The organism is Streptomyces sp. CY-1, assembly GCF_047218265.1.
Taxonomy (GTDB): domain Bacteria; phylum Actinomycetota; class Actinomycetes; order Streptomycetales; family Streptomycetaceae; genus Streptomyces; species Streptomyces niphimycinicus.
The window spans coordinates 1583784-1601354 of record NZ_CP178393.1 but is presented as its reverse complement, the minus strand read 5'-3'; the positions used below and the strand labels follow the sequence as shown (position 1 = coordinate 1601354).

General features: G+C 71.7%; 15 protein-coding genes and 1 pseudogene. 10 read left to right on the top strand and 6 right to left on the bottom strand.

The genetic code is table 11. The features are described 5' to 3' along the window. Positions 1-6: 6 nt before the first annotated feature. The 4 genes from ACK1X7_RS06575 to ACK1X7_RS06560 all read left to right on the top strand — a co-directional run bounded on the left by ACK1X7_RS06575 (position 7) and on the right by ACK1X7_RS06560 (position 3236). Complete coding sequence (locus tag ACK1X7_RS06575; RefSeq protein ID WP_078645775.1) at positions 7-306, top strand: HypC/HybG/HupF family hydrogenase formation chaperone; 300 nt, start codon at positions 7-9, stop codon at positions 304-306. Further along, positions 303-1424: a hydrogenase formation protein HypD gene (hypD, locus tag ACK1X7_RS06570; RefSeq protein ID WP_413114759.1), complete on the top strand. Its 1122-nt coding sequence runs from the start codon at positions 303-305 to the stop codon at positions 1422-1424. The genes ACK1X7_RS06575 and hypD overlap by 4 nt, the downstream gene beginning before the upstream one ends. 64 nt (positions 1425-1488) lie before the next feature. Further along, on the top strand, positions 1489-2478 hold the full coding sequence (gene hypE / locus ACK1X7_RS06565) for a hydrogenase expression/formation protein HypE (protein ID WP_382958680.1): 990 nt from the start codon (positions 1489-1491) through the stop codon (positions 2476-2478). Between the two features lie 92 nt (positions 2479-2570). Further along, positions 2571-3236 (top strand): CBS domain-containing protein, encoded by a 666-nt coding sequence (locus ACK1X7_RS06560; RefSeq protein ID WP_385148287.1) that lies wholly within the window; start codon positions 2571-2573, stop codon positions 3234-3236. A gap of 30 nt (positions 3237-3266) precedes the next feature. On the opposite strand, the gene ACK1X7_RS06555 is transcribed toward ACK1X7_RS06560, so the two are convergent. Both ACK1X7_RS06555 and ACK1X7_RS06550 read right to left on the bottom strand, forming a co-directional pair. Continuing rightward, entirely contained in the window at positions 3267-4223 is a 957-nt protein-coding gene (locus ACK1X7_RS06555) for an Acg family FMN-binding oxidoreductase (protein WP_385148314.1), read from the bottom strand. A 114-nt stretch (positions 4224-4337) separates the two neighbouring features. Beyond that, positions 4338-4499: pseudogene (locus tag ACK1X7_RS06550) on the bottom strand (DUF1918 domain-containing protein); the annotation flags it as partial. Between the two features lie 233 nt (positions 4500-4732). Here ACK1X7_RS06550 and ACK1X7_RS06545 point away from each other — a divergent pair. Genes ACK1X7_RS06545 through ACK1X7_RS06525 form a run of 5 tightly spaced genes read left to right on the top strand, consistent with a single transcriptional unit; the run spans position 4733 to position 10875 of the window. Further along, positions 4733-5407: a CBS domain-containing protein gene (locus ACK1X7_RS06545; RefSeq protein WP_385148290.1), complete on the top strand. Its 675-nt coding sequence runs from the start codon at positions 4733-4735 to the stop codon at positions 5405-5407. A 36-nt stretch (positions 5408-5443) separates the two neighbouring features. Next, entirely contained in the window at positions 5444-6298 is an 855-nt protein-coding gene (locus ACK1X7_RS06540) for a universal stress protein (RefSeq protein WP_390794617.1), read from the top strand. Between the two features lie 59 nt (positions 6299-6357). After that, positions 6358-7233 (top strand): universal stress protein, encoded by an 876-nt coding sequence (locus tag ACK1X7_RS06535; RefSeq protein WP_390794618.1) that lies wholly within the window; start codon positions 6358-6360, stop codon positions 7231-7233. Positions 7234-7267: 34 nt separating this feature from the next. Next, positions 7268-8149 carry a polyphosphate kinase 2 gene (gene ppk2, locus ACK1X7_RS06530; RefSeq protein WP_385148299.1) on the top strand — a complete coding sequence of 294 codons (882 nt, stop codon included), beginning with the start codon at positions 7268-7270 and terminating at the stop codon, positions 8147-8149. Next, positions 8146-10875: a GNAT family N-acetyltransferase gene (locus tag ACK1X7_RS06525; RefSeq protein ID WP_390794619.1), complete on the top strand. Its 2730-nt coding sequence runs from the start codon at positions 8146-8148 to the stop codon at positions 10873-10875. Before ppk2 ends, ACK1X7_RS06525 begins: the two co-directional genes overlap by 4 nt. A 25-nt stretch (positions 10876-10900) precedes the next feature. Here the strand turns inward: ACK1X7_RS06525 and ACK1X7_RS06520 are convergent, their stop codons facing one another. Beyond that, positions 10901-11779, bottom strand: a complete 879-nt coding sequence (locus ACK1X7_RS06520) for a universal stress protein (RefSeq protein ID WP_390794620.1) — start codon at positions 11777-11779, stop codon at positions 10901-10903. 359 nt (positions 11780-12138) lie between these two features. On the opposite strand from ACK1X7_RS06520, the gene ACK1X7_RS06515 reads away from it, so the two are divergent. After that, complete coding sequence (locus ACK1X7_RS06515) at positions 12139-14718, top strand: cation-translocating P-type ATPase (RefSeq protein WP_413114758.1); 2580 nt, start codon at positions 12139-12141, stop codon at positions 14716-14718. 83 nt (positions 14719-14801) lie between these two features. Here the strand turns inward: ACK1X7_RS06515 and ACK1X7_RS06510 are convergent, their stop codons facing one another. Genes ACK1X7_RS06510 through ACK1X7_RS06500 form a run of 3 tightly spaced genes read right to left on the bottom strand, consistent with a single transcriptional unit; the run spans position 14802 to position 17452 of the window. Then, a complete protein-coding gene (locus ACK1X7_RS06510) occupies positions 14802-15533 on the bottom strand; it encodes an FAD:protein FMN transferase (RefSeq protein WP_390794655.1) in 732 nt (243 codons plus the stop codon). Between the two features lie 43 nt (positions 15534-15576). Continuing rightward, a complete protein-coding gene (locus ACK1X7_RS06505) occupies positions 15577-16059 on the bottom strand; it encodes an FMN-binding protein (protein ID WP_413114757.1) in 483 nt (160 codons plus the stop codon). Positions 16060-16093: 34 nt separating this feature from the next. Further along, positions 16094-17452, bottom strand: coding sequence for a ferredoxin reductase family protein (locus ACK1X7_RS06500; RefSeq protein ID WP_413116853.1), 1359 nt, complete (start codon positions 17450-17452; stop codon positions 16094-16096). Positions 17453-17571 lie beyond the last annotated feature (119 nt).

Sequence of the window (17571 nt, the reverse complement as noted above, 5' to 3'; positions counted from 1 at the left end):
GAGCACATGTGCCTGGCGGTACCCGGCCGCGTGGTCGGCATCGAGGAACGGGACGGCACGCCGATGGCGCGGGTCGACTTCGGCGGGGTGGTCAAGGACGTCTGCCTCGCCTATCTGCCGGAGATCCAGGTCGGTGAGTACGCGATCGTCCACGTCGGCTTCGCCATCCAGCGGCTCGACGAGGAATCCGCCCTGGCCACCCTCCGGCTCTTCGAGCGGATCGGGGCACTGGACGAAGAGTTCGGCGATGCCTGGGAACGTGCGGCGGCCGAGGTGGAAAGGGCGCCCGAGGAGGAGAACCGGTGAAATACATCGACGAATTCCAGGATCCTGCCCTGGCCCGACGGCTCCTGGACGACATCGCCCGGACGGTCACCCGGCCCTGGGCGATGATGGAGGTCTGCGGTGGTCAGACCCACTCGATCATCCGGCACGGCATCGACCAACTGCTGCCCGAGAACATCGATCTGATCCACGGGCCGGGCTGTCCGGTCTGCGTCACACCGCTGGAAGTGATCGACAAGGCGCTGGAAATCGCCTCGCGCCCGGGCGTGGTCTTCTGCTCGTTCGGCGACATGCTCCGGGTGCCGGGAAGCGACCGCGACCTGTTCCGGATCAAGAGCGACGGCGGTGACGTCCGTGTCGTCTACTCACCGCTGGACGCGCTGCGGATCGCCCAGCAGACTCCGGACCGGCAGGTGGTGTTCTTCGGCGTCGGCTTCGAGACCACCGCGCCCGCCATCGCCATGGCGGTCCACCAGGCCAAACGGCTCGAGGTCCGAAACTTCAGCCTGCTGGTCTCACATGTCCGGGTGCCGCCGGCCATCGAGGCGGTCATGCGATCACCGGACTGCCGCGTCCAGGCGTTCCTCGCCGCCGGGCACGTATGCAGCGTGATGGGCACCACCGAGTACCCCGGCCTCGCCGACACCTACAAGGTGCCCATTGTGGTGACCGGATTCGAGCCGCTGGACATCCTGGAGGGCATCCGGCGGGCGGCCCGCCAACTCGAGCGAGGAGAATACCGCGTCGAGAATGCCTACCCACGCGCCGTGCGCCCGCAGGGCAATCCGGTCGCCCTGAGTGTGCTGAGAGAAGTGTTCACCACCACCGACCGCGCCTGGCGCGGCATCGGCACCATTGCGGACAGTGGCTGGCGGCTGTCGGATGCCTACCGTGACCACGACGCCGAGCACCGGTTCGATGTCACCGGACTGGTCACCGAAGAGCCCGCGGTGTGCCGCAGCGGAGAGGTGCTCCAGGGCCTGATCAACCCCCACGAATGCGCGGCCTTCGGCACCACCTGCACTCCGCGCACACCGCTCGGCGCGACCATGGTCTCCAGCGAGGGCACGTGCGCCGCCTACTACCTGTACCGGCGTCTGGCCACGCCCCGCACGGAGGAGACGGCTTCCGTTGACTGACATCACCGCCGACACCGAAGGCTGGTCCTGCCCGACGCCGCTGCGCGACCACCCGGTGGTGGTGATGGGCCACGGCGGCGGGGGAGCGCTTTCCGCGGAGCTGACCCGGCACCTCTTCCTCCCGGCCTACGGCAGCGAGGCGCTGCGAGGACTCACCGACTCGGCCGCCGTCACGCTCGGCGGTGCCCGGCTGGCCTTCTCGACCGACTCCTACGTCGTCCGCCCGCTGTTCTTCCCCGGCGGCGGCATCGGGGATCTGGCGGTCAATGGCACCGTCAACGACCTCGCCATGAGCGGAGCCGTCCCCGCGTACCTGTCCTGCGCGTTCATTCTGGAGGAGGGCACCAGGCTGAGCACCGTCGGCCGGATCGCCCAGGCACTGGGCGCGGCCGCCCGAGCGGCGGACGTCACCGTGGTCACCGGCGACACCAAGGTGGTCGACTCCGGCCACGGCGACGGTGTCTACGTGAATACGGCGGGCATCGGGCTGATCCCCGAGGACGTGGACATCCGTCCACAACGTGCCCGGCCCGGTGACGTCGTGATCGTCAGCGGGCCGATCGGACAGCACGGCATCGCCATCCTCAGTGTCCGCGAAGGGCTGACGTTCGGCACCGAGGTGGTCAGTGACACCGCGCCTCTGGCCGGACTGGTCCAGGCGATGCTCGCCGTCACCCCCGAGATCCACGTCCTGCGCGACCCGACGCGCGGCGGCCTGGCCGCCGCGCTCAACGAGATCGCGACCGCCTCGGACACCGGAGTCATCCTGGAGGAGGGGGCGGTGCCTGTCCCGGAGGCGGTGGCCACCGCCTGTGCCCTCTTGGGCCTGGACCCTATGTACGTGGCCAACGAGGGCCGCCTGGTGGCCTTCGTGCCCAGGAAACATGCCGATGCGGTACTGGACGCGATGCGTGCCCATCCGCTGGGACGTGAGGCGGCCGTGATCGGCACGTGTGTGGCCGAACACCCCGGCATGGTCGTCGCCCGCACCGGACTCGGCGGGACCCGGATCGTCGATCTGCCGCTGGGCGAGCAACTGCCCCGGATCTGCTGAACGGCACGGTCTCCAGGTGGCAGGAAGACAGCCGCGGACCGGACACTGGAAGTGGAAGAGCCGCCGAACGCCGTGCGGAGGGAGGAACTCCAGTGTCCGAGACCCCGCACATCGTGAGCGATGTGATGACACGGACGGTGGTCGCCGTCGGGCGTGACGCGTCGTTCAAGGAACTGGTGCAGACGCTGGGCCAGTGGCGCGTGAGCGCCATGCCGGTGCTGGAGGGTGAGGGGCGTGTCATCGGCGTCGTCTCCGAGGCGGATCTGCTGCCCAAGGAGGAGTTCCGGGACAGCGATCCGGACCGCTTCGAGCAACTGCGCCGGCTCCCCGACCTCGCGAAGGCGGGGGCGGTGACGGCGGAGGAGTTGATGAGCTCCCCGGCGGTGACCGTGCACCCGGACGCCACGTTGCCCGAGGCGGCTCGGATCATGGCCGTCAGAGGGGTCAAACGGCTTCCCGTGGTCGACGCCGAGAGCAAGTTGCAGGGAATCGTCAGCCGGGGGGATCTGCTGAAGGTCTTCCTCCGCTCGGACCTGGACATCGAGGAAGAGGTCCGTCGCACGGTGGTGGCCTACCTTCTCCCCGGCAGCAGTGTCCATGTGCAGGTGCGGGAGGGAGTCGTGACGCTCAGCGGACACCTCCGCGACACCGCGCTGATCCCCGTGGCCGCTCGCCTTGCTCGGGCCGTGGAAGGTGTCGTGGACGTGGAATGCCATTTCCGGGGCGTCGGACCGGACGAGGCGGAGCGCACGGCCTGAGGGCGATCCCTCCGGGACACGCGACCGGTACTACGGCTCAATGTCCAGCACATCCTGGACCGGCCGCCGAGGGGTCCGCGTACCCGGAGGGCCGTATCCAAGCCGCAGCACCATCTGCACATAGGCCATGCCCGCCATCGGGTCGCGCAGTGGCCAGCGCAGGTCGTGCCACTCGAGGGCCTGAGCGACGAACGAGGCGGCCAGTCCCTCCAGCGTGGCCCGCAGCAGCACCCGCTCCACCGCCTGGCCGGTGCGCAGCCACTCCACGGGGCGGTCGCGTGAGGTGCTCAGCAACGCCAGGTGAGGGGAGGTCTCGAAATCGGCGGTCGCGCGGCCGGGGATCGACTTGCCGCCCGCGAAGTCACGCATGGGGGCTTTGCCGATCCGGCGGCGCGGCCCGAAGGCGTACTCCGGGACCCCTTCGGTGGCCGGACGCGTATCGTCCGCCCTGCGGGTGAAGCGGTCCAGGTCCGCGGCGGCGCCTGCATCGGTGAGGTTGCGGGCCTCACCTTCTCGCACCAGGTCCAGGACGGACTGCAGATGCCAGCCGGAGGCGAAGGACAGCGAAACGTGCTCCTGGTCCGCTGCGTCGACCAGGGCGGTCCGCACGGACATGGGGATCTCTGTCTCGGCGAAGGGATACCGGCTGCTGTGCCGGGTGCGCACGGCGGGGTACAAAGCGGCCGGGTCGTCTTCATCGCCGAGCGGGCCGGTCAGCGTCAGGGAGGCCAGCAGCATCGGCTCGCTGGGGTCGGGCAGCACCCGGGTCGTCGCCTGCCAGCCTTCATGGGCGACCGCGACCCGCAGGTTCATCAGGGCGGCGCCACAGCCGATGTGCAGGGCCCGGAGCACGGGGTCGGTGTGCGGCAGGGAGCCGCGGAGGTCGGCCCGCAGGTGGAAGACGCGGTTGCGCCGGGAGTACTGGAAGCGCCAGGGCTGGGCGTTGTGCATCGACGGGGCGGCCGTGGCGTCCCGTACCAGAGCCATGACCACCGCTTCGGAGAGCGAACGCGCACTGCGGTGCGTCGCTGGGGACCCGCGGGGGCCGGTCGCCTCCCGTTGCCCTTCCGGCCTGTGCCCGCTGGGGTGAATGTGTGCGTCCGGACCGGGGAACACAAGGGTGACCTGGCCGGTGTCCGACCACCGCACGTCATAGGGAGGTGTCCCGTCGTCGTGGTGGAGTCCGACGATCTCACCATCCCGTTTGGTGGCACCGCTGGTGGGGCTTTCGACAATCAGTTCGTCGCCGACTTGGGCACGCATCGACATCCCGCCTCTCTGCCTGACTTCCAATGTGTCACCGCCGGTGAGCGGTGTCCTGGGGGCGGAGAGCCCTCGAGCGAGGGGCCGAACGGCCCCTTTGTGGGCCGTGTGGCCACGAGAGGGAGCCATGAGGCTCATTCGGCGGCGGGGACGAGTCGGCAGGCTGTATAGCTGGCATGCTCTATAAGGGAACACGGGCCGACCCACCGCGAGTCTGCGAGAGGAGTCGGGACATGCACCACAGAACGGTCGGAGACCTCATGACACGTCCGGTGGTCCAGGCACCGCGTGACATGCCGTTCAAGGAACTCGTACAACTGCTCACGGAGCACGATGTGACCGCCGTGCCGGTCGTGGACGGTTCGGGACGTCCGGTCGGCGTCGTGTCCGAGGGTGATCTGCTGCGCAAATCGTCCGGCCAGGCGGACCCGTCCGGTCTCCTCCCGGTCCCGCATCTGGAGGCGTGGGAACGGGCGAAGGCGCAGGGCGCGAAGGCGGAGGAGCTGATGTCGGCACCCGCGGTGTGCGCGCGCCCGGAGTGGACGGTCGTCGAGGCGGCCCGGGTGATGTCGGACGGGAACATCAAGCGGCTTCCCGTGGTGGACGAGACCGACAAGCTGCTCGGCATCATCAGCCGTGGCGACCTGCTGCGGGTCTTTCTGCGTCACGACGACGCGATCCTCGACGAGATCGAAAGGGATCTGCTGCGACGGACCCTGCGACTGGCTCCCTCGGCCGTGACAGTCGATGTGCGGGAGGGCGAGGTCACACTGGACGGATCGGTCGAGGCCAGGAGTCTGGTCCCGGTCATTGTGCGGTTGTGCCGGGGCGTGGACGGGGTGGTATCGGTCACCGAGCACATCGCCTACGGCACCGATGACACCGGCGGTTCCGCCGCGGCCGCGTGAAACCCGGCACCCCAGCACCCGGCAGGAGGCACTGCCATGGAACAAGTGGTCACCGTGGGTCTCGACGGCTCGGCCGAGAGCCTGGCCGCCGCTCGCTGGGCCGCCGACGAGGCGGAGCGGCGTGAGCTGGCGCTGTGCCTGACGCACGCGTGGATCCTGCTGTGCCCGCCCACACCCGACAGCCCAGCGGCGGAAGAACAGAACTACTGGGCGAAGCGGATCGTGCACGACGCGCACACCGAACTGGCCAGCGGCCATCCGAAGCTGACCATCATCGAGGACCTGGTCGCGGACGAGGCCGAGACGGCCCTGCTCGACGCGGCGGCGCGGTCCCGCATGCTGGTGCTCGGGTCGCGGGGGCTGGACCGGGTGGCGAGCTTCTTCCTGGGTGACATCGGGTTGCACACCATCGCCCGAGCCGAGCGGCCGGTGGTGCTGATGCGCGCGGGGCGGGAAGCGGACGGACGCCGGCGACGCGTGGTCGTGGGCCTGAGTCTGCACGGTCCGCAGGACAACCTCCTGGAGTTCGCCTATGTCACCGCCTTCACTCGCGATGTGCCACTGCACGCCGTCCACGGAAGAAGGCCCGACCGGGTCCACACCGCCCGGGGCGGGGAATCCGACGTGGCTCAGGAGACCGTGGAGCAGGCGCGACGGGAGCTGGATGAGGTACTGCGGCCCTGGCGGGAGAAGTTCCCCCGGGTGCGGGTCGTCGACGAGGTCCGGCTGGAGAGCCCGGCCCAGGCCGTCGTACAGGCCGCGACCGACAGCGATCTGCTGATGGTCGGGCGGCGGAAGCACCCACCCGCGCTGGGTCCCCGCCTGGGGCCCGTGGTGCAGGCGGCGGTGCACCACGCGGACTGTCCGGTCGCCGTCGTCCCCCACGAATGACCGGGGCGCGGCATTGGCGGGACGGATGACCATCCGCATTCCCGACGACGGAGATCCCCATGGTTCACCCCATCACCGCAGGCTTGGACGGGTCACTCGAAAGCCTGGCCGCCACCGACTGGGCGGCGCGGGAGGCACAGTGCCGTCGTGCACCGCTGCGGCTGATCCACGCCTGGATGCTGCCGCCGCAGACCGCCCGTACCGCGCAGGCACCCGAGATGCGCAAGCTCTGGGCGCAGGAGGCCCTGGAGCATGCCGAGGCACGTGTGCTGGCCGCCTACCCGGAGGTGCCGGTCTCCACCGAACTGCTCCCCGAGACGGCCGTCGAGGCCCTGCTGGCCCAGGGTGCGGCCTCCGAGATGCTGGTGCTCGGCTCACACGGACGCGGCGCCATGGGTGGCTTTCTGCTCGGGTCGGTCGGCCTGCGGGTACTCGCGCTGTCCACGAACCCCGTTGTGCTGGTGCGAAGGGATGACGGGAAGCGAACCGGGTCTCGCACCGGCGATGTCGTCGTAGGCATCCAGGATCCACCGGAGTCTGCCGCGCCGATCGAGTTCGCCTTCGCCTCCGCCGCGGCGCACGGAGTGGGGGTGCGGGCGGTACGGGCTTGGGCGTCGGCGCCCCTGTTCGCCCACAGCCTGCCGTCACGGCCGCCTCACGACGAGACGCGGAGCCCCGAGCCCGGCGAACGGGATCGGGGACGGTTGGCAGAAGCCGTCGAACTGTGGCGGGAGAAGTATCCGGACGTCCCGGTCACCGAGCGGGTCGAGCACGGCCACGCGGCGGAGGTCCTGCTGGGAGCTGCGTCGCAGGCCGGGCTGATGGTGGTCGGCCGCCCCATCGATCGGCCCACCGTGGGCCCACGCCTCGGCCATGTCGCTCACGCGCTCCTCCACCACGCCGCGTGCCCCGTCGCTGTCGTGCCCCACCCATGACGTCACTGTTCGGCCGGTCCGGAAGGGAGCACCGATGGCTCGCCGCTCACCGCGGGACGAAGACGGACCAGGACGGCTGCCGCGTGCCCGGTACGAGGAGGAACTACGCCGTCTGCAGATCGAACTGGTGAAGCTCCAGGAGTGGGTGCGGGCCGAGGGACAGCGTGTCGTGGTGGTCTTCGAGGGGCGGGACGCGGCTGGGAAGGGCGGCGCGATCAAACGGGTCACCGCACGCCTCAACCCGCGCGTCGTACGCACCGTAGCCCTGCCCGTGCCCACGGACCGCGAACGCACCCAGTGGTACTTCCAGCGTTATGCCGGGCAGTTTCCCGCCGCGGGGGAGATCGTGCTCTTCGACCGGAGCTGGTACAACCGGGCCGGAGTCGAGCGCGTCATGGGCTTTTGCACCGAGGAGGAGCACCAGCGCTTCCTCCGCCAGTGCCCGGTCTTCGAGCGGATGCTGGTCGAGGACGGGATCCTGCTGCGCAAGTACTGGTTCTCCGTGAGCGACGCCGAGCAGGATCGGCGGTTCCACCAGCGGCTGAGCGATCCCACGCGGCGCTGGAAGATCTCCGCGATGGACCTGGAATCCGTCACTCGCTGGGAGGCGTACTCCCGCGCCAAGGACGAGATGTTCGCGTGCACCGACATCCCCGAGGCTCCGTGGTACGTCGTCGACAGCGACGACAAGCGCGCCGCCCGGATCAACATGATCGCCCACCTGCTGTCCACCGTGCCGTACGGCGACGTGAGGCTCCCGGAATTGCGCCTGCCGTCCCGCCCCGCGTCCACCGGCTACCAGCGGCCGCCCAAGAGCCTGCAGACCTTCGTGCCCGACCACGCGGCCTCGCTCCTGGCGCCGGGGCATGGACCAGCCCCCGACACGGACACGGCCGACGCAAGGGGACCCGGATGACGGACACCACACACCGTCCCGATACGGTCCACGCCCTGCTCGCCGACGGCAGCACCGTTGAGATACGCCCCGCGCGACCACAGGACCGGGACGAAGTACTGCGCATGCATCAGGAGATGTCTCCCGAGGCCATGCGGCTGCGCTTCTTCGCCGTCAACCCGCGCTACGCACAGGAGGCGGCGGAGCGCATCTGCGCACCGGGACACCGTGGCTACCGTGCGCTCGTCGCCTTGGCCGACGGCCGGGTGGTCGGGGTGGCCGAGTACACCACGCTGCCCACAGCCCCTGGCCAACCGGTGTCCGCGGACATCGCCCTGGCCGTCGCCGAGGGCCGCCATGGCCAAGGCATAGGCACCCTGCTGCTCGAACACCTCGTCCACGCTGCCCGGGAGGCGGGCATCTCCGGCTTCACCGCCGAAGCGCTCGCAGAGAATCACGAGGTGCTGAAGGTCTTCGCCGATCTGGGGCTGCGCACCTCCCGCCACTTCGACGGCACCGACGTCCGCTGCACCGTCCACCTGGAGCAGGACGAGCACTACCTGGCGGCGGTGGACCGACGGGGCCGGATCGCCGATGTGGCCAGCCTGCGGCCACTGCTGCGACCACGCTCGGTGGCCGTCGCGGGGGCGGGCCGGCGGCCGGGATCGGTCGGGCGGGCGGTGCTGAGAAACCTGCGGTCAGGTGGTTTCACCGGGGCGCTGTACGCGGTCAACCCGCACGCCCGGGTCATCGAGGGGACAACGGCGTTCCCCTCCGTGGCGGCCCTCCCGCTCGTACCGGATCTCGTCGTGCTCGCCGTACCGGCACCCGTGGTGCCCGACGTCGCCGGGCAGTGCGGCACGGCGGGTGTGCGGGCGCTGGTCGTCCTGACGGCGGGGCTCGACACCGGCCAGGCGGAGGCGCTGTTCACCTGCTGCCGACGCCACGGGATGCGGCTGGTGGGCCCCAACTGTCTGGGCATCGCCGACACGGCCGACGAGGCGAGGCTGAACGCCACGTTCGCCGCGCATCCTCCGCTGCCAGGGTGCGCGGGGGTCGCCGTGCAGTCCGGGGGCGTCGGCATCGCGCTGCTCGAACGGTTCGGCCGTCTCGGCGTCGGCGTGTCCAGCTTCGTCTCGCTCGGCGACAAGTACGACGTCAGCGGCAACGACATGCTCCAGTGGTGGGAGGCGGACCCCGGCACCCGGCTCGCCGTACTCCACCTGGAGTCCTTCGGTAATCCCCGGGCCTTCTCGCGCACCGCGCGCCGCGTCGCCCGCACCATGCCGGTGCTCACCGTGGACGCGGGCCGCTCGGAAGCCGGACGGCGCGCCGCCGCCTCGCACACCGCCGCCGCGGCCACCCCCACCATGACCCGCGGTGCCCTGTTCACCCAGGCGGGAATCATCGCCACCCGGAGTATCGCCGAACTGGTCGACACCACGGCCCTGTTGCACGCCCAGCCGCTGCCCACGGGCATCCGGGTCGCGGTGGTGAGCAACGCGGGAGGCGCCGGTGTGCTCGCCGCCGACGCCTGCGCCGACGCGGGACTCACCGTCCCCGCATTGGACATCGGCCTGGCCGGTGAACTGCGGGCGGTCCTGCCGCCCGGCGCTGCCACCAGTAACCCCGTGGACACCACGGCCGCCGTCACCGCCGACCGGATGCGCTCCTGCGTGGACCGGCTGGCGGCGCACGGAACCGTGGACGCCGTGCTGGTGGTGCTCGTGCCCACCGCGCTCGCCACCGGAACGCGGGACGACCCGCTGCTGGCCCTCACCGACGCACCGGGACCGCGGCCCCGGCCGGTGGCCGCGGTCCTCCTCGACCAGGAGGCCCCCGTACGGCTCCTCACAAGCGCCGACGACCGCCCCGTACCCGCCTTTGCCGAGCCGCAGTCGGCGGCGCGCGCACTGGCCCATGCCGCCCGCTACTCGCGCTGGCGAGCCGAACCGCCGGGCACCCTGCCACCGCTGTCGGGCATCGACCCCGCCGGTGCAACGGCCCTCGTGGAGGACTTCCTCACCCGTCACCCCGACGGGGGCTGGCCCGACCCCCGTGCCTGCGCCGCGCTGCTCGATTGCTATCGCATCCCCCAGTTGCCCTGGGCCTGGGCCGAGGACGAGGACACCGCCGTGGCCGCCGCACGGCACCTGGTGGCAGACGAGCGCGACCGGGTGGCCGTCAAGGCGTACTGGCCAGGACTGGTGCACAAGAGTGACCAGGGAGCGCTGCGGCTCGACCTGGAGGGACCGGACCAGGTACGCCACGCCTACCGCGACCTGCGGGCGCACTTCGGGGACCGGATGGCCGGTGCGCTCCTCCAGCCCATGGCCCGCCGCGGCGTGGAACTGTTCGCGGGCGTCATCCAGGACGAGGTGTTCGGCCCTCTGGTGCTCTTCGGTCTCGGCGGCACCGCCACCGAACTCCTCGCCGACCACGCCGCCAGGCTCGCCCCGCTCACCGACCGCGATGCGCACAGCCTCCTCACCGCCCCGCGCTGCGCCCCGTTGCTCTTCGGCTACCGGGGCGGCGGGCCGGTGGACCTGGAGGGGCTGGAGCAACTGCTGCTGAGGCTGTCCCGGATGGCCTGCGACCTGCCCCAGCTCGCCGAGACCGACCTCAACCCGGTGGTGGCCCGACCCGACGGAGTCGTCGCCCTGGACGTCCGGCTGCGCATCCTGCCACGCCACGCGCACGACCCCTACTTGCGGCGGCTGCGCGCCGCCCGGCGGTGGCGAGCCTGAGCACGCACGCCCGTGCTGCGCGCGGTCACACCTGCTGCGGGACAATCGCGACCGGGCATGCGGAGCGGTGGAGTACGGCGTGGCTGACCCGGCCGAGCTGCAGACCCGTGTGGTCACGCCGCTGGAGGGCGCCGACCACCAGCAGATCGGCCTGCTCCGACACGTCCAGCAGCACCCGGTGCGCCGGCCCCTCGATGACTTCGCGGTGGACCGCGATGTCGTCGTGCTCGCGCTCGACCTGATCCAGCACCTGGCTGAGGACGCCCGCCGCCTGCTCCTCGTAGATCAGGCTGGTCGCCTCACGCTCGAGCAGCGACTGGCCCGCATGGGGGTGCGCGGGGCGCCGCCAGGAGCGTACGGCGTGCAGTGCGGCGTCCCGCGCCCGCGCCTCACGGAAGGCGAACCGGACGGCCACCGACCCCTCCACCAGGTCGCCGACCGCGAGAACCACGCGCCCGAGGGCGCCCGTGCGGTTGCTCTTCCCACCACGGACCACGACCACCGGGGAGACAGCACGTGCCGCCACCGCCAGACTGACCGACCCCAGCAGCGTCTCCGCGAGCGCACCTCTGCCACGGGACCCTGTGACCACGGCGAACGCCTCACGGCTCTGCTCCAGCAGCGCCGTCACGGTGTCTTCGGGCAGGACCTCGGCGGACACCTTCACATCAGGGTGTAGCAACGTCGCGCGTTCCGCGCAGGAGGCGACGATGTTCTCGGCCGTTATCTCCCCCGAGGGGCGGTCGGTGCCGAACGAGGGGAGACGTTCCTCGTACCGCTCCCATCGGGAAGCATGGACCAGGTGCAAGGGCAGCCCATGGCGTGCCGCCTCGTCCACGGCCCAGTCCAGGGCCTGAAGGCTGGACTCCGATCCATCGACACCCACGACCAGCGGAAGCGCCATCTTCCCCCCCGCCTTTCCTGCGGTCGACTCGTCCGCATGTGGGTACCCCGTGACCGCGGACACACCGTCCCGCTTCCTGGTTGAACCGATCACTTCTGATGGCGGCGGTGGTCGGTCTGCTTGGTTCCCCCGCCGGTCCCGTAGGCGCCGGATGCGATCCGGGAACATCGGCCACACGATGAAGGCATGCCGACCCCTCGCCCAGCCGAGCGCTTTGGCTCCTCGCGGGCCCTGGCCGCCCGGCGAGGGCGGCCAGGGAACCCGCCCCACGCGCAGACCACGACAGCTCACCGTCCGCAGACCCGGGGGCTCGAGCACAAGGTATTCGCGGTGCTGCTCGCAGCGGAGGACGACCCCTGGTGACGGCGGGGCTGTCGAGGGAGGAGGCGGTGCGACGGCTGGGGGAGTACGGGGCCAACGTCGTCACTCAGGAGCGGCGCACCCCGGTGTGGCGCCATGTGCTCCAGCAACTGCGCGACCCGCTGATCGTGGTGCTGCTCGTGGCCGCCGCGCTGACCCTGGCCACCGGAGATCTCCCGGACACCGCCGTGATCCTGCTCGTCATCACGGTGAACACCGTGGTCGGCATCGTCCAGGAGGTACGGGCGGAACGGGCCGTGGCCGCACTGACGGCCCTGAGCGCGCCCGCCGCCCGGGTGGTGCGCGACGGCGCGGAGTCTTCCGTACCGGCCGCCGACGTGGTGCCGGGAGACCTGATCCTGCTGGGCGAGGGGGACATCGTGCCCGCCGACGGTGAGATCCTCGACGCGGCCCTGCTTCTGGTCGACGAGTCGGCGCTGACGGGCGAGTCCGTCCCGGTGGAGAAGACCCCCGGCGCGGACCGGTCGCTCTCCACGGTGTCCGCGGGCACGGTGGTTGTCCGCGGCCGCGGGCGTGTCGAGGTCACCGGCACAGGGTCGGACAGTGCGCTCGGCCGGATCGCCGCGCTGATGGGCACCGCGCCCGGGCTGACCCCGTTGCAGCGACGACTGGCCCGGTTCGGCCGGGTACTGGCGGTCGTCACCGTGGCACTGTGCGCGGTGGTGCTCGCCTTGGGGCTGGCACGCGGGCAGCCGGTCGAGCTGATGGTCGTGACCGCGATCAGTCTCGCCGTGGCTGCCGTACCCGAGTCCCTGCCCGCCGTGATCACCCTCGCCCTCGCCCTGGGGGCACGGCGGATGGCGGAGCGGCACGCCATCGTCCGCCGGCTGCCCGCGGTGGAGACCCTGGGTTCGGTCACGGTGCTCGCCACCGACAAGACCGGCACCCTGACCGAGGGCCGGATGGCCGCGGAGAGACTGTGGACGCCCCAGGGCGAGGCCACCGTCAGCGGCATCGGCTACGGCCCCGAGGGCCGCGTCGCACGCGACGACCGCACGGTGACCGCGGGCGACGCCCCCGATCTGGCCGCGCTGCTGCGCGCCGCGGCCTTGTGCAACGACGCCGCGCTGGAACCTCCCGCGGACGGTCACGGACAGTGGCGCGCGATGGGCGACCCCACGGAGGCCGCCCTGCTCGCGGCCGGAGCCAGGCTCGGTCTGGACCTGGCGGCGCTGGAACGCGCACTGCCACGGGTCGACGAGATCCCTTTCGACAGCGCACGCAAGCGCATGACGACAGTGCACCACGCACCGGGCGGCGGACTGCGGGTCGTATGCAAGGGAGCCCCCGAGGTCATGCTCCGGCCGCCGGTCCTCACCGATCCCCTGGACATGCGGACCCGGGCCGCCGCCCAGGCCGAGGAACTGGCCCGGAACGGATACCGGGTCCTCGCCGTCGCCTCCGCCGACCACGACGAGATACCGCCCCCGAGCCCCGACATCTGGGAGTCGGGGCTGTCGCTGCTCGGCCTCGTCGGCATCCTCGATCCACCCCGAGACACCTCCCGGACCACCATCGCCGCGTGCGAACGCGCCGGCATCATCCCCGTCCTGATCACCGGCGACCACCCCCTCACGGCACGGGCGGTGGCCGCGCGTTCGGGCATCATGGCCCGGCAGGACGAGGTCACCACGGGGACGCGCATCCGCCAGGGCACCGCGGGCGAGTTGACCGCCCTGCGCGTCTACGCCCGGACCACGCCCGATCAGAAGCTGGACATCGTCCAGGCGTGGCGCGCCTCGGGCCATGTGGTGGCGATGACCGGTGACGGCGTCAACGACGGCCCCGCGCTGCGCCGGGCGGACATCGGCGTGGCCATGGGACAACGCGGCACCGAAGTGGCCCGCCAAGCGGCCGACCTCGTGCTCGCCGACGACAATCTGGCCACCGTCGTCGCCGCCGTCGAGGAAGGCCGCCGGGTCTATGCCAACGTGCGTCGCTTCCTGCTCTACGCCCTCGCCGGAGGAACGGCGGAAATCCTGGTCATGCTCCTCGGCCCGTTCCTCGGCATGCCCCTGCCCCTGCTCCCTGCCCAGATCCTGTGGATCAACCTGCTCACCCATCGCCTCCCCGGTGTGGCGCTCGGAGCCGAACCCGTGGCCCCGGACGTGATGCGCCACCCGCCACGCCCGCCCGACGAGAGCGTCCTGGGCGCCGGACTCTGGCCCCGCCTCCTGGCCATGGGGGCCCTCGTCGCCGGTGTCACTCTGGTTGCCGGCGTCTGGGCGCGGGAGACCGGCCGCCCATGGCAGTCCATGATGTTCCTGGTGCTCGGTGCCACCCAGCTCGGTGTCGCGCTGGGCTCCCGCGCCCGCCCGGGCAGCCTTGCCAATCCGTTCCTGCTGCTGGCCGTGGCCACAGCCCTGGCCCTGCAAGCGGCGGGCATCTATCTGCCGCCTCTGCGCGCCCTGTTGGGCACCGAATCGCTGCCACCCGTCGACCTCGCGATCGCCTGTGCGCTCTCCGGCCTCGGGCACGTCGCCATGCGCGTACACAGGCGGCTCTTCCCGGGGCGCCCACCCCGCGCCCGCTCAGCGCCCGGCCCAGCTCCTGGCTGAGTCGGGATGCCTGGGCGTGCGCGAGGACGTATGGACACCGCGTCCGAGGGGACGGCCAAGAGGTCCTGACCGGACGCCGTCCGTCACGGCCCCGCCCCGGTGGCCACGGGAAGTCCTGGGGTGCGCCAGACCTCACCCGCCGCGGTGATCCCCAGAGCCTCGTGGCCGTCGAGCGCCTCGACCCAGTCACGGGCCCCGGCGCCCATGGCGAACGCGGCCGTGGCGTAGGCGTCGGTCCTGGTGAGGTGGCGGCCGGTCAGGGTGAGCGAGAGCAGGGCGGTCGCGGGCCGGCCGGTGTGCGGGTCCAGCACATGCGCGCCGCGCTCGGCCGTCCCCGAGGTGGCGACGGCCAGATCACCTCCGGTGACCACGGCGGCCAGCTCACCGGGGCGGGCGGGGTGGGCGATGCCGATCCGCCAGGGCGTGCCCGGGGCGGCTTCGCCACGCGACTGGATGTCGCCGCCGCCATTGACGCAGGTATTGCGCGCGCCCGCCGCGTACAGCATCCGCGAGACCCGTTCGACCGCCCAGCCCTTGACCATCCCGGAGGGGTCGAGTCGGCCGCCGGGGGTGTGGCTGAACCAGCCGCCGGTGGTGTGCGCCGCTTCCTCGCACAGCGCGAACACCTCGGCCACCTCCGGCCCGTACCGCTCAGGGACCGGCTCGCCTCGGCCCAGGCGGCTGATCACGCTGCCGGGCCGGTAGGTCGAGAAGACCTCGTCCACATGGTGCAACCAGGCCACGGCCTCCTCCAGCGCCCGGCGGACGGGCCGGGTGACCGGGTCACGGAGATCGAAGGAGAACACCGTGCCCATGGCGTGCTCGACGTGACGCAGCCCGCGCGCGGGGGCGGACACATCAGACACCGGCTTTGTCCAGTGCGCTCTGTAGGGACCGCGTGTACCCCTCGCTGGTGTAGGTGGCGCCGGAGACCGCGTCGATGTGGGCGTTCTGGGCACGCAGCGCCTCCTGGGTCAGTCGCGGCACGGCGTCGGAGGCGATCTGCTGGGAGCGGGGGCGGTCGGACGGTGTCCGGAGCGCCTTGACGGCGGTGATCCTGCCGTGCGAGAGCGTGACGGACACCTGGACCGGTCCGTACGCGGTGTCGCTCACGTCGCCGGTGTACGTGCCGGACGTGCCGCCCGAGGACGTGTGCCCGGTCGGTGCGGGGGACGAGGCTCTCGACGGGCCGGTGCCGGGCGACCGGGACGACGACGCGCCCGGCCCGGAGGGTGGCGGCGACTCAGCCATGGCCGTGGCCGGGTCCCGGTGCGGTTTGAGCGACAGCAGCAGGACGATGCCCGCCACGGTCGAGACGGCGGTGACGGCGGCCTTGCGCACGGTGGGTCTCCTTCGGGTACGGCGCGGGTCGGACTCAGAGCGCGAACGACTCGTGGTGGACACGGCGGCGCGGCACCCCCGCGTCATGCAGGGCGCGCAGCGCGGCCTCCGTCATGCCCGGCGGGCCGCACAGGTAGACATCGCGTTCGGCGAGGTCGGGCACCAGGCCGCGCAGTGCCCCGGCGGTCAGCGGGGAGGAGCCGGCGGCCGGCTCGCCGACGACGTAGTGGACGATCGCCCCGCGCGCGGCGGCCACACCGTCCAGTTCGGCACGGAGTGCCAGGTCCTCGGGGCGCCGGGCCCGGTAGACGAGGATCACCTCGCCGGGCAGCGTCTCGAAGAGGGTCCGCAGCGGGGTGATCCCGACGCCGCCGCCGAGAAGAAGGGTCTTGCGGGTGCGGCGGCGGCGTGCGGTGAAGGCGCCGTACGGGCCTTCGGCGAGCACCCGGGTGCCGGGCTGGAGATGGGCGAGGGCCGCGCTGTGGCCGCCGGACGCCTTGACGGTGATCCGCAGGTACGCGGGGTGCGGGGCGGCCGACAGGGAGTAGGGGTTGGCGGCCCACCACAGGCCGCGGGTCAGGAACCGCCACCGGAAGAACTGGCCGGGTTCGGCGCGCAGCTCCGCCAGCCTGCTGCCCGACAGGTACACCGATACGACGCCCGGAGCCTCGGGCCGGACCTCGGCGACGTACAGCCGGTGGCGCAGCGCCCGGCGTACCGGGACGGCGAACCGGTACCAGGCCAGCAGGGCCGCCACTCCGATGTAGAGGACGTACCAGGCCGCCTGGGCGGGGCGGTCGCCGACGAAGTCGGCCCCGTCGGAGAGCTGGTGCCCGAAGGCCAGGAAGACCGCGAGATAGGTCGCGAAGTGCAGAAAGTGCCAGGTCTCGTACGGGACGCGGCGGCGCACGGCGCGCGCGGACATGATCGCGGTGAGGAGGAACAGCAGGAAGCCGATCGTGCCCTTGAGCAGGTCCGGGTAGTGGAGGACCAGGGTGGTGGTCTGGCCCACCACGCCGGTGTGCGATTCCAGCGAGTATCCCCAGATGATCAGCAGGACGTGAGCACAGGCCAGCGAGATCGTGTATCGCCCGCCCATGGCATGCCAGCGGGCCAGCCGGTCGGTGCCGATGGCGCGGTCCAGCAGCGGTACGCGCGCCATCAGCAGCAGGAGGATCGCGCATGTGTAGCCGGCGAGCAGTCCGGTGATCCGCCCCGCGCCGGTCAGCCAGCCCGCGGCACCGACGACCGAGGGGGTGTCGCTCCACCACAGCGCCAGGACGGCGGCGGCCCCGCCCCAGATCGTCAGGTGCGCGAGCACCGGGACGGGGCTGGGCGGGCGCGGTGCGGACCGGGACGGGCGGGTCATGGCCGGGGCCGGGGCCGGTGGCATCGTGCTGGGCATGGCGGTCCTCTCGGTGATGTGCCAGGTCAGCGTCACCGGTGAAGCTCTGAGAACCCTCTGAACCCGGACGGAGGCGTTCGGATTCAGAGGAAACTCAGAGAAAGGGC

Excerpts from the sequence above, each read along its gene's own strand:
- ACK1X7_RS06575 (WP_078645775.1), top strand. The coding sequence starts at position 7 with ATGTGCCTGGCGGTACCCGGCCGCGTGGTCGGCATCGAGGAACGGGAC.
- ppk2 (WP_385148299.1), top strand. The coding sequence starts at position 7,268 with ATGGCTCGCCGCTCACCGCGGGACGAAGACGGACCAGGACGGCTGCCG.
- ACK1X7_RS06545 (WP_385148290.1), top strand. The coding sequence starts at position 4,733 with ATGCACCACAGAACGGTCGGAGACCTCATGACACGTCCGGTGGTCCAG.
- ACK1X7_RS06535 (WP_390794618.1), top strand. The coding sequence starts at position 6,358 with ATGGTTCACCCCATCACCGCAGGCTTGGACGGGTCACTCGAAAGCCTG.
- ACK1X7_RS06555 (WP_385148314.1), bottom strand. The coding sequence starts at position 4,223 with ATGGCTCTGGTACGGGACGCCACGGCCGCCCCGTCGATGCACAACGCC.
- ACK1X7_RS06520 (WP_390794620.1), bottom strand. The coding sequence starts at position 11,779 with ATGGCGCTTCCGCTGGTCGTGGGTGTCGATGGATCGGAGTCCAGCCTT.
- ACK1X7_RS06510 (WP_390794655.1), bottom strand. The coding sequence starts at position 15,533 with ATGGGCACGGTGTTCTCCTTCGATCTCCGTGACCCGGTCACCCGGCCC.
- ACK1X7_RS06500 (WP_413116853.1), bottom strand. The coding sequence starts at position 17,452 with ATGCCACCGGCCCCGGCCCCGGCCATGACCCGCCCGTCCCGGTCCGCA.
- hypE (WP_382958680.1), top strand. The coding sequence starts at position 1,489 with ATGGGCCACGGCGGCGGGGGAGCGCTTTCCGCGGAGCTGACCCGGCAC.
- ACK1X7_RS06540 (WP_390794617.1), top strand. The coding sequence starts at position 5,444 with ATGGAACAAGTGGTCACCGTGGGTCTCGACGGCTCGGCCGAGAGCCTG.
- ACK1X7_RS06525 (WP_390794619.1), top strand. The coding sequence starts at position 8,146 with ATGACGGACACCACACACCGTCCCGATACGGTCCACGCCCTGCTCGCC.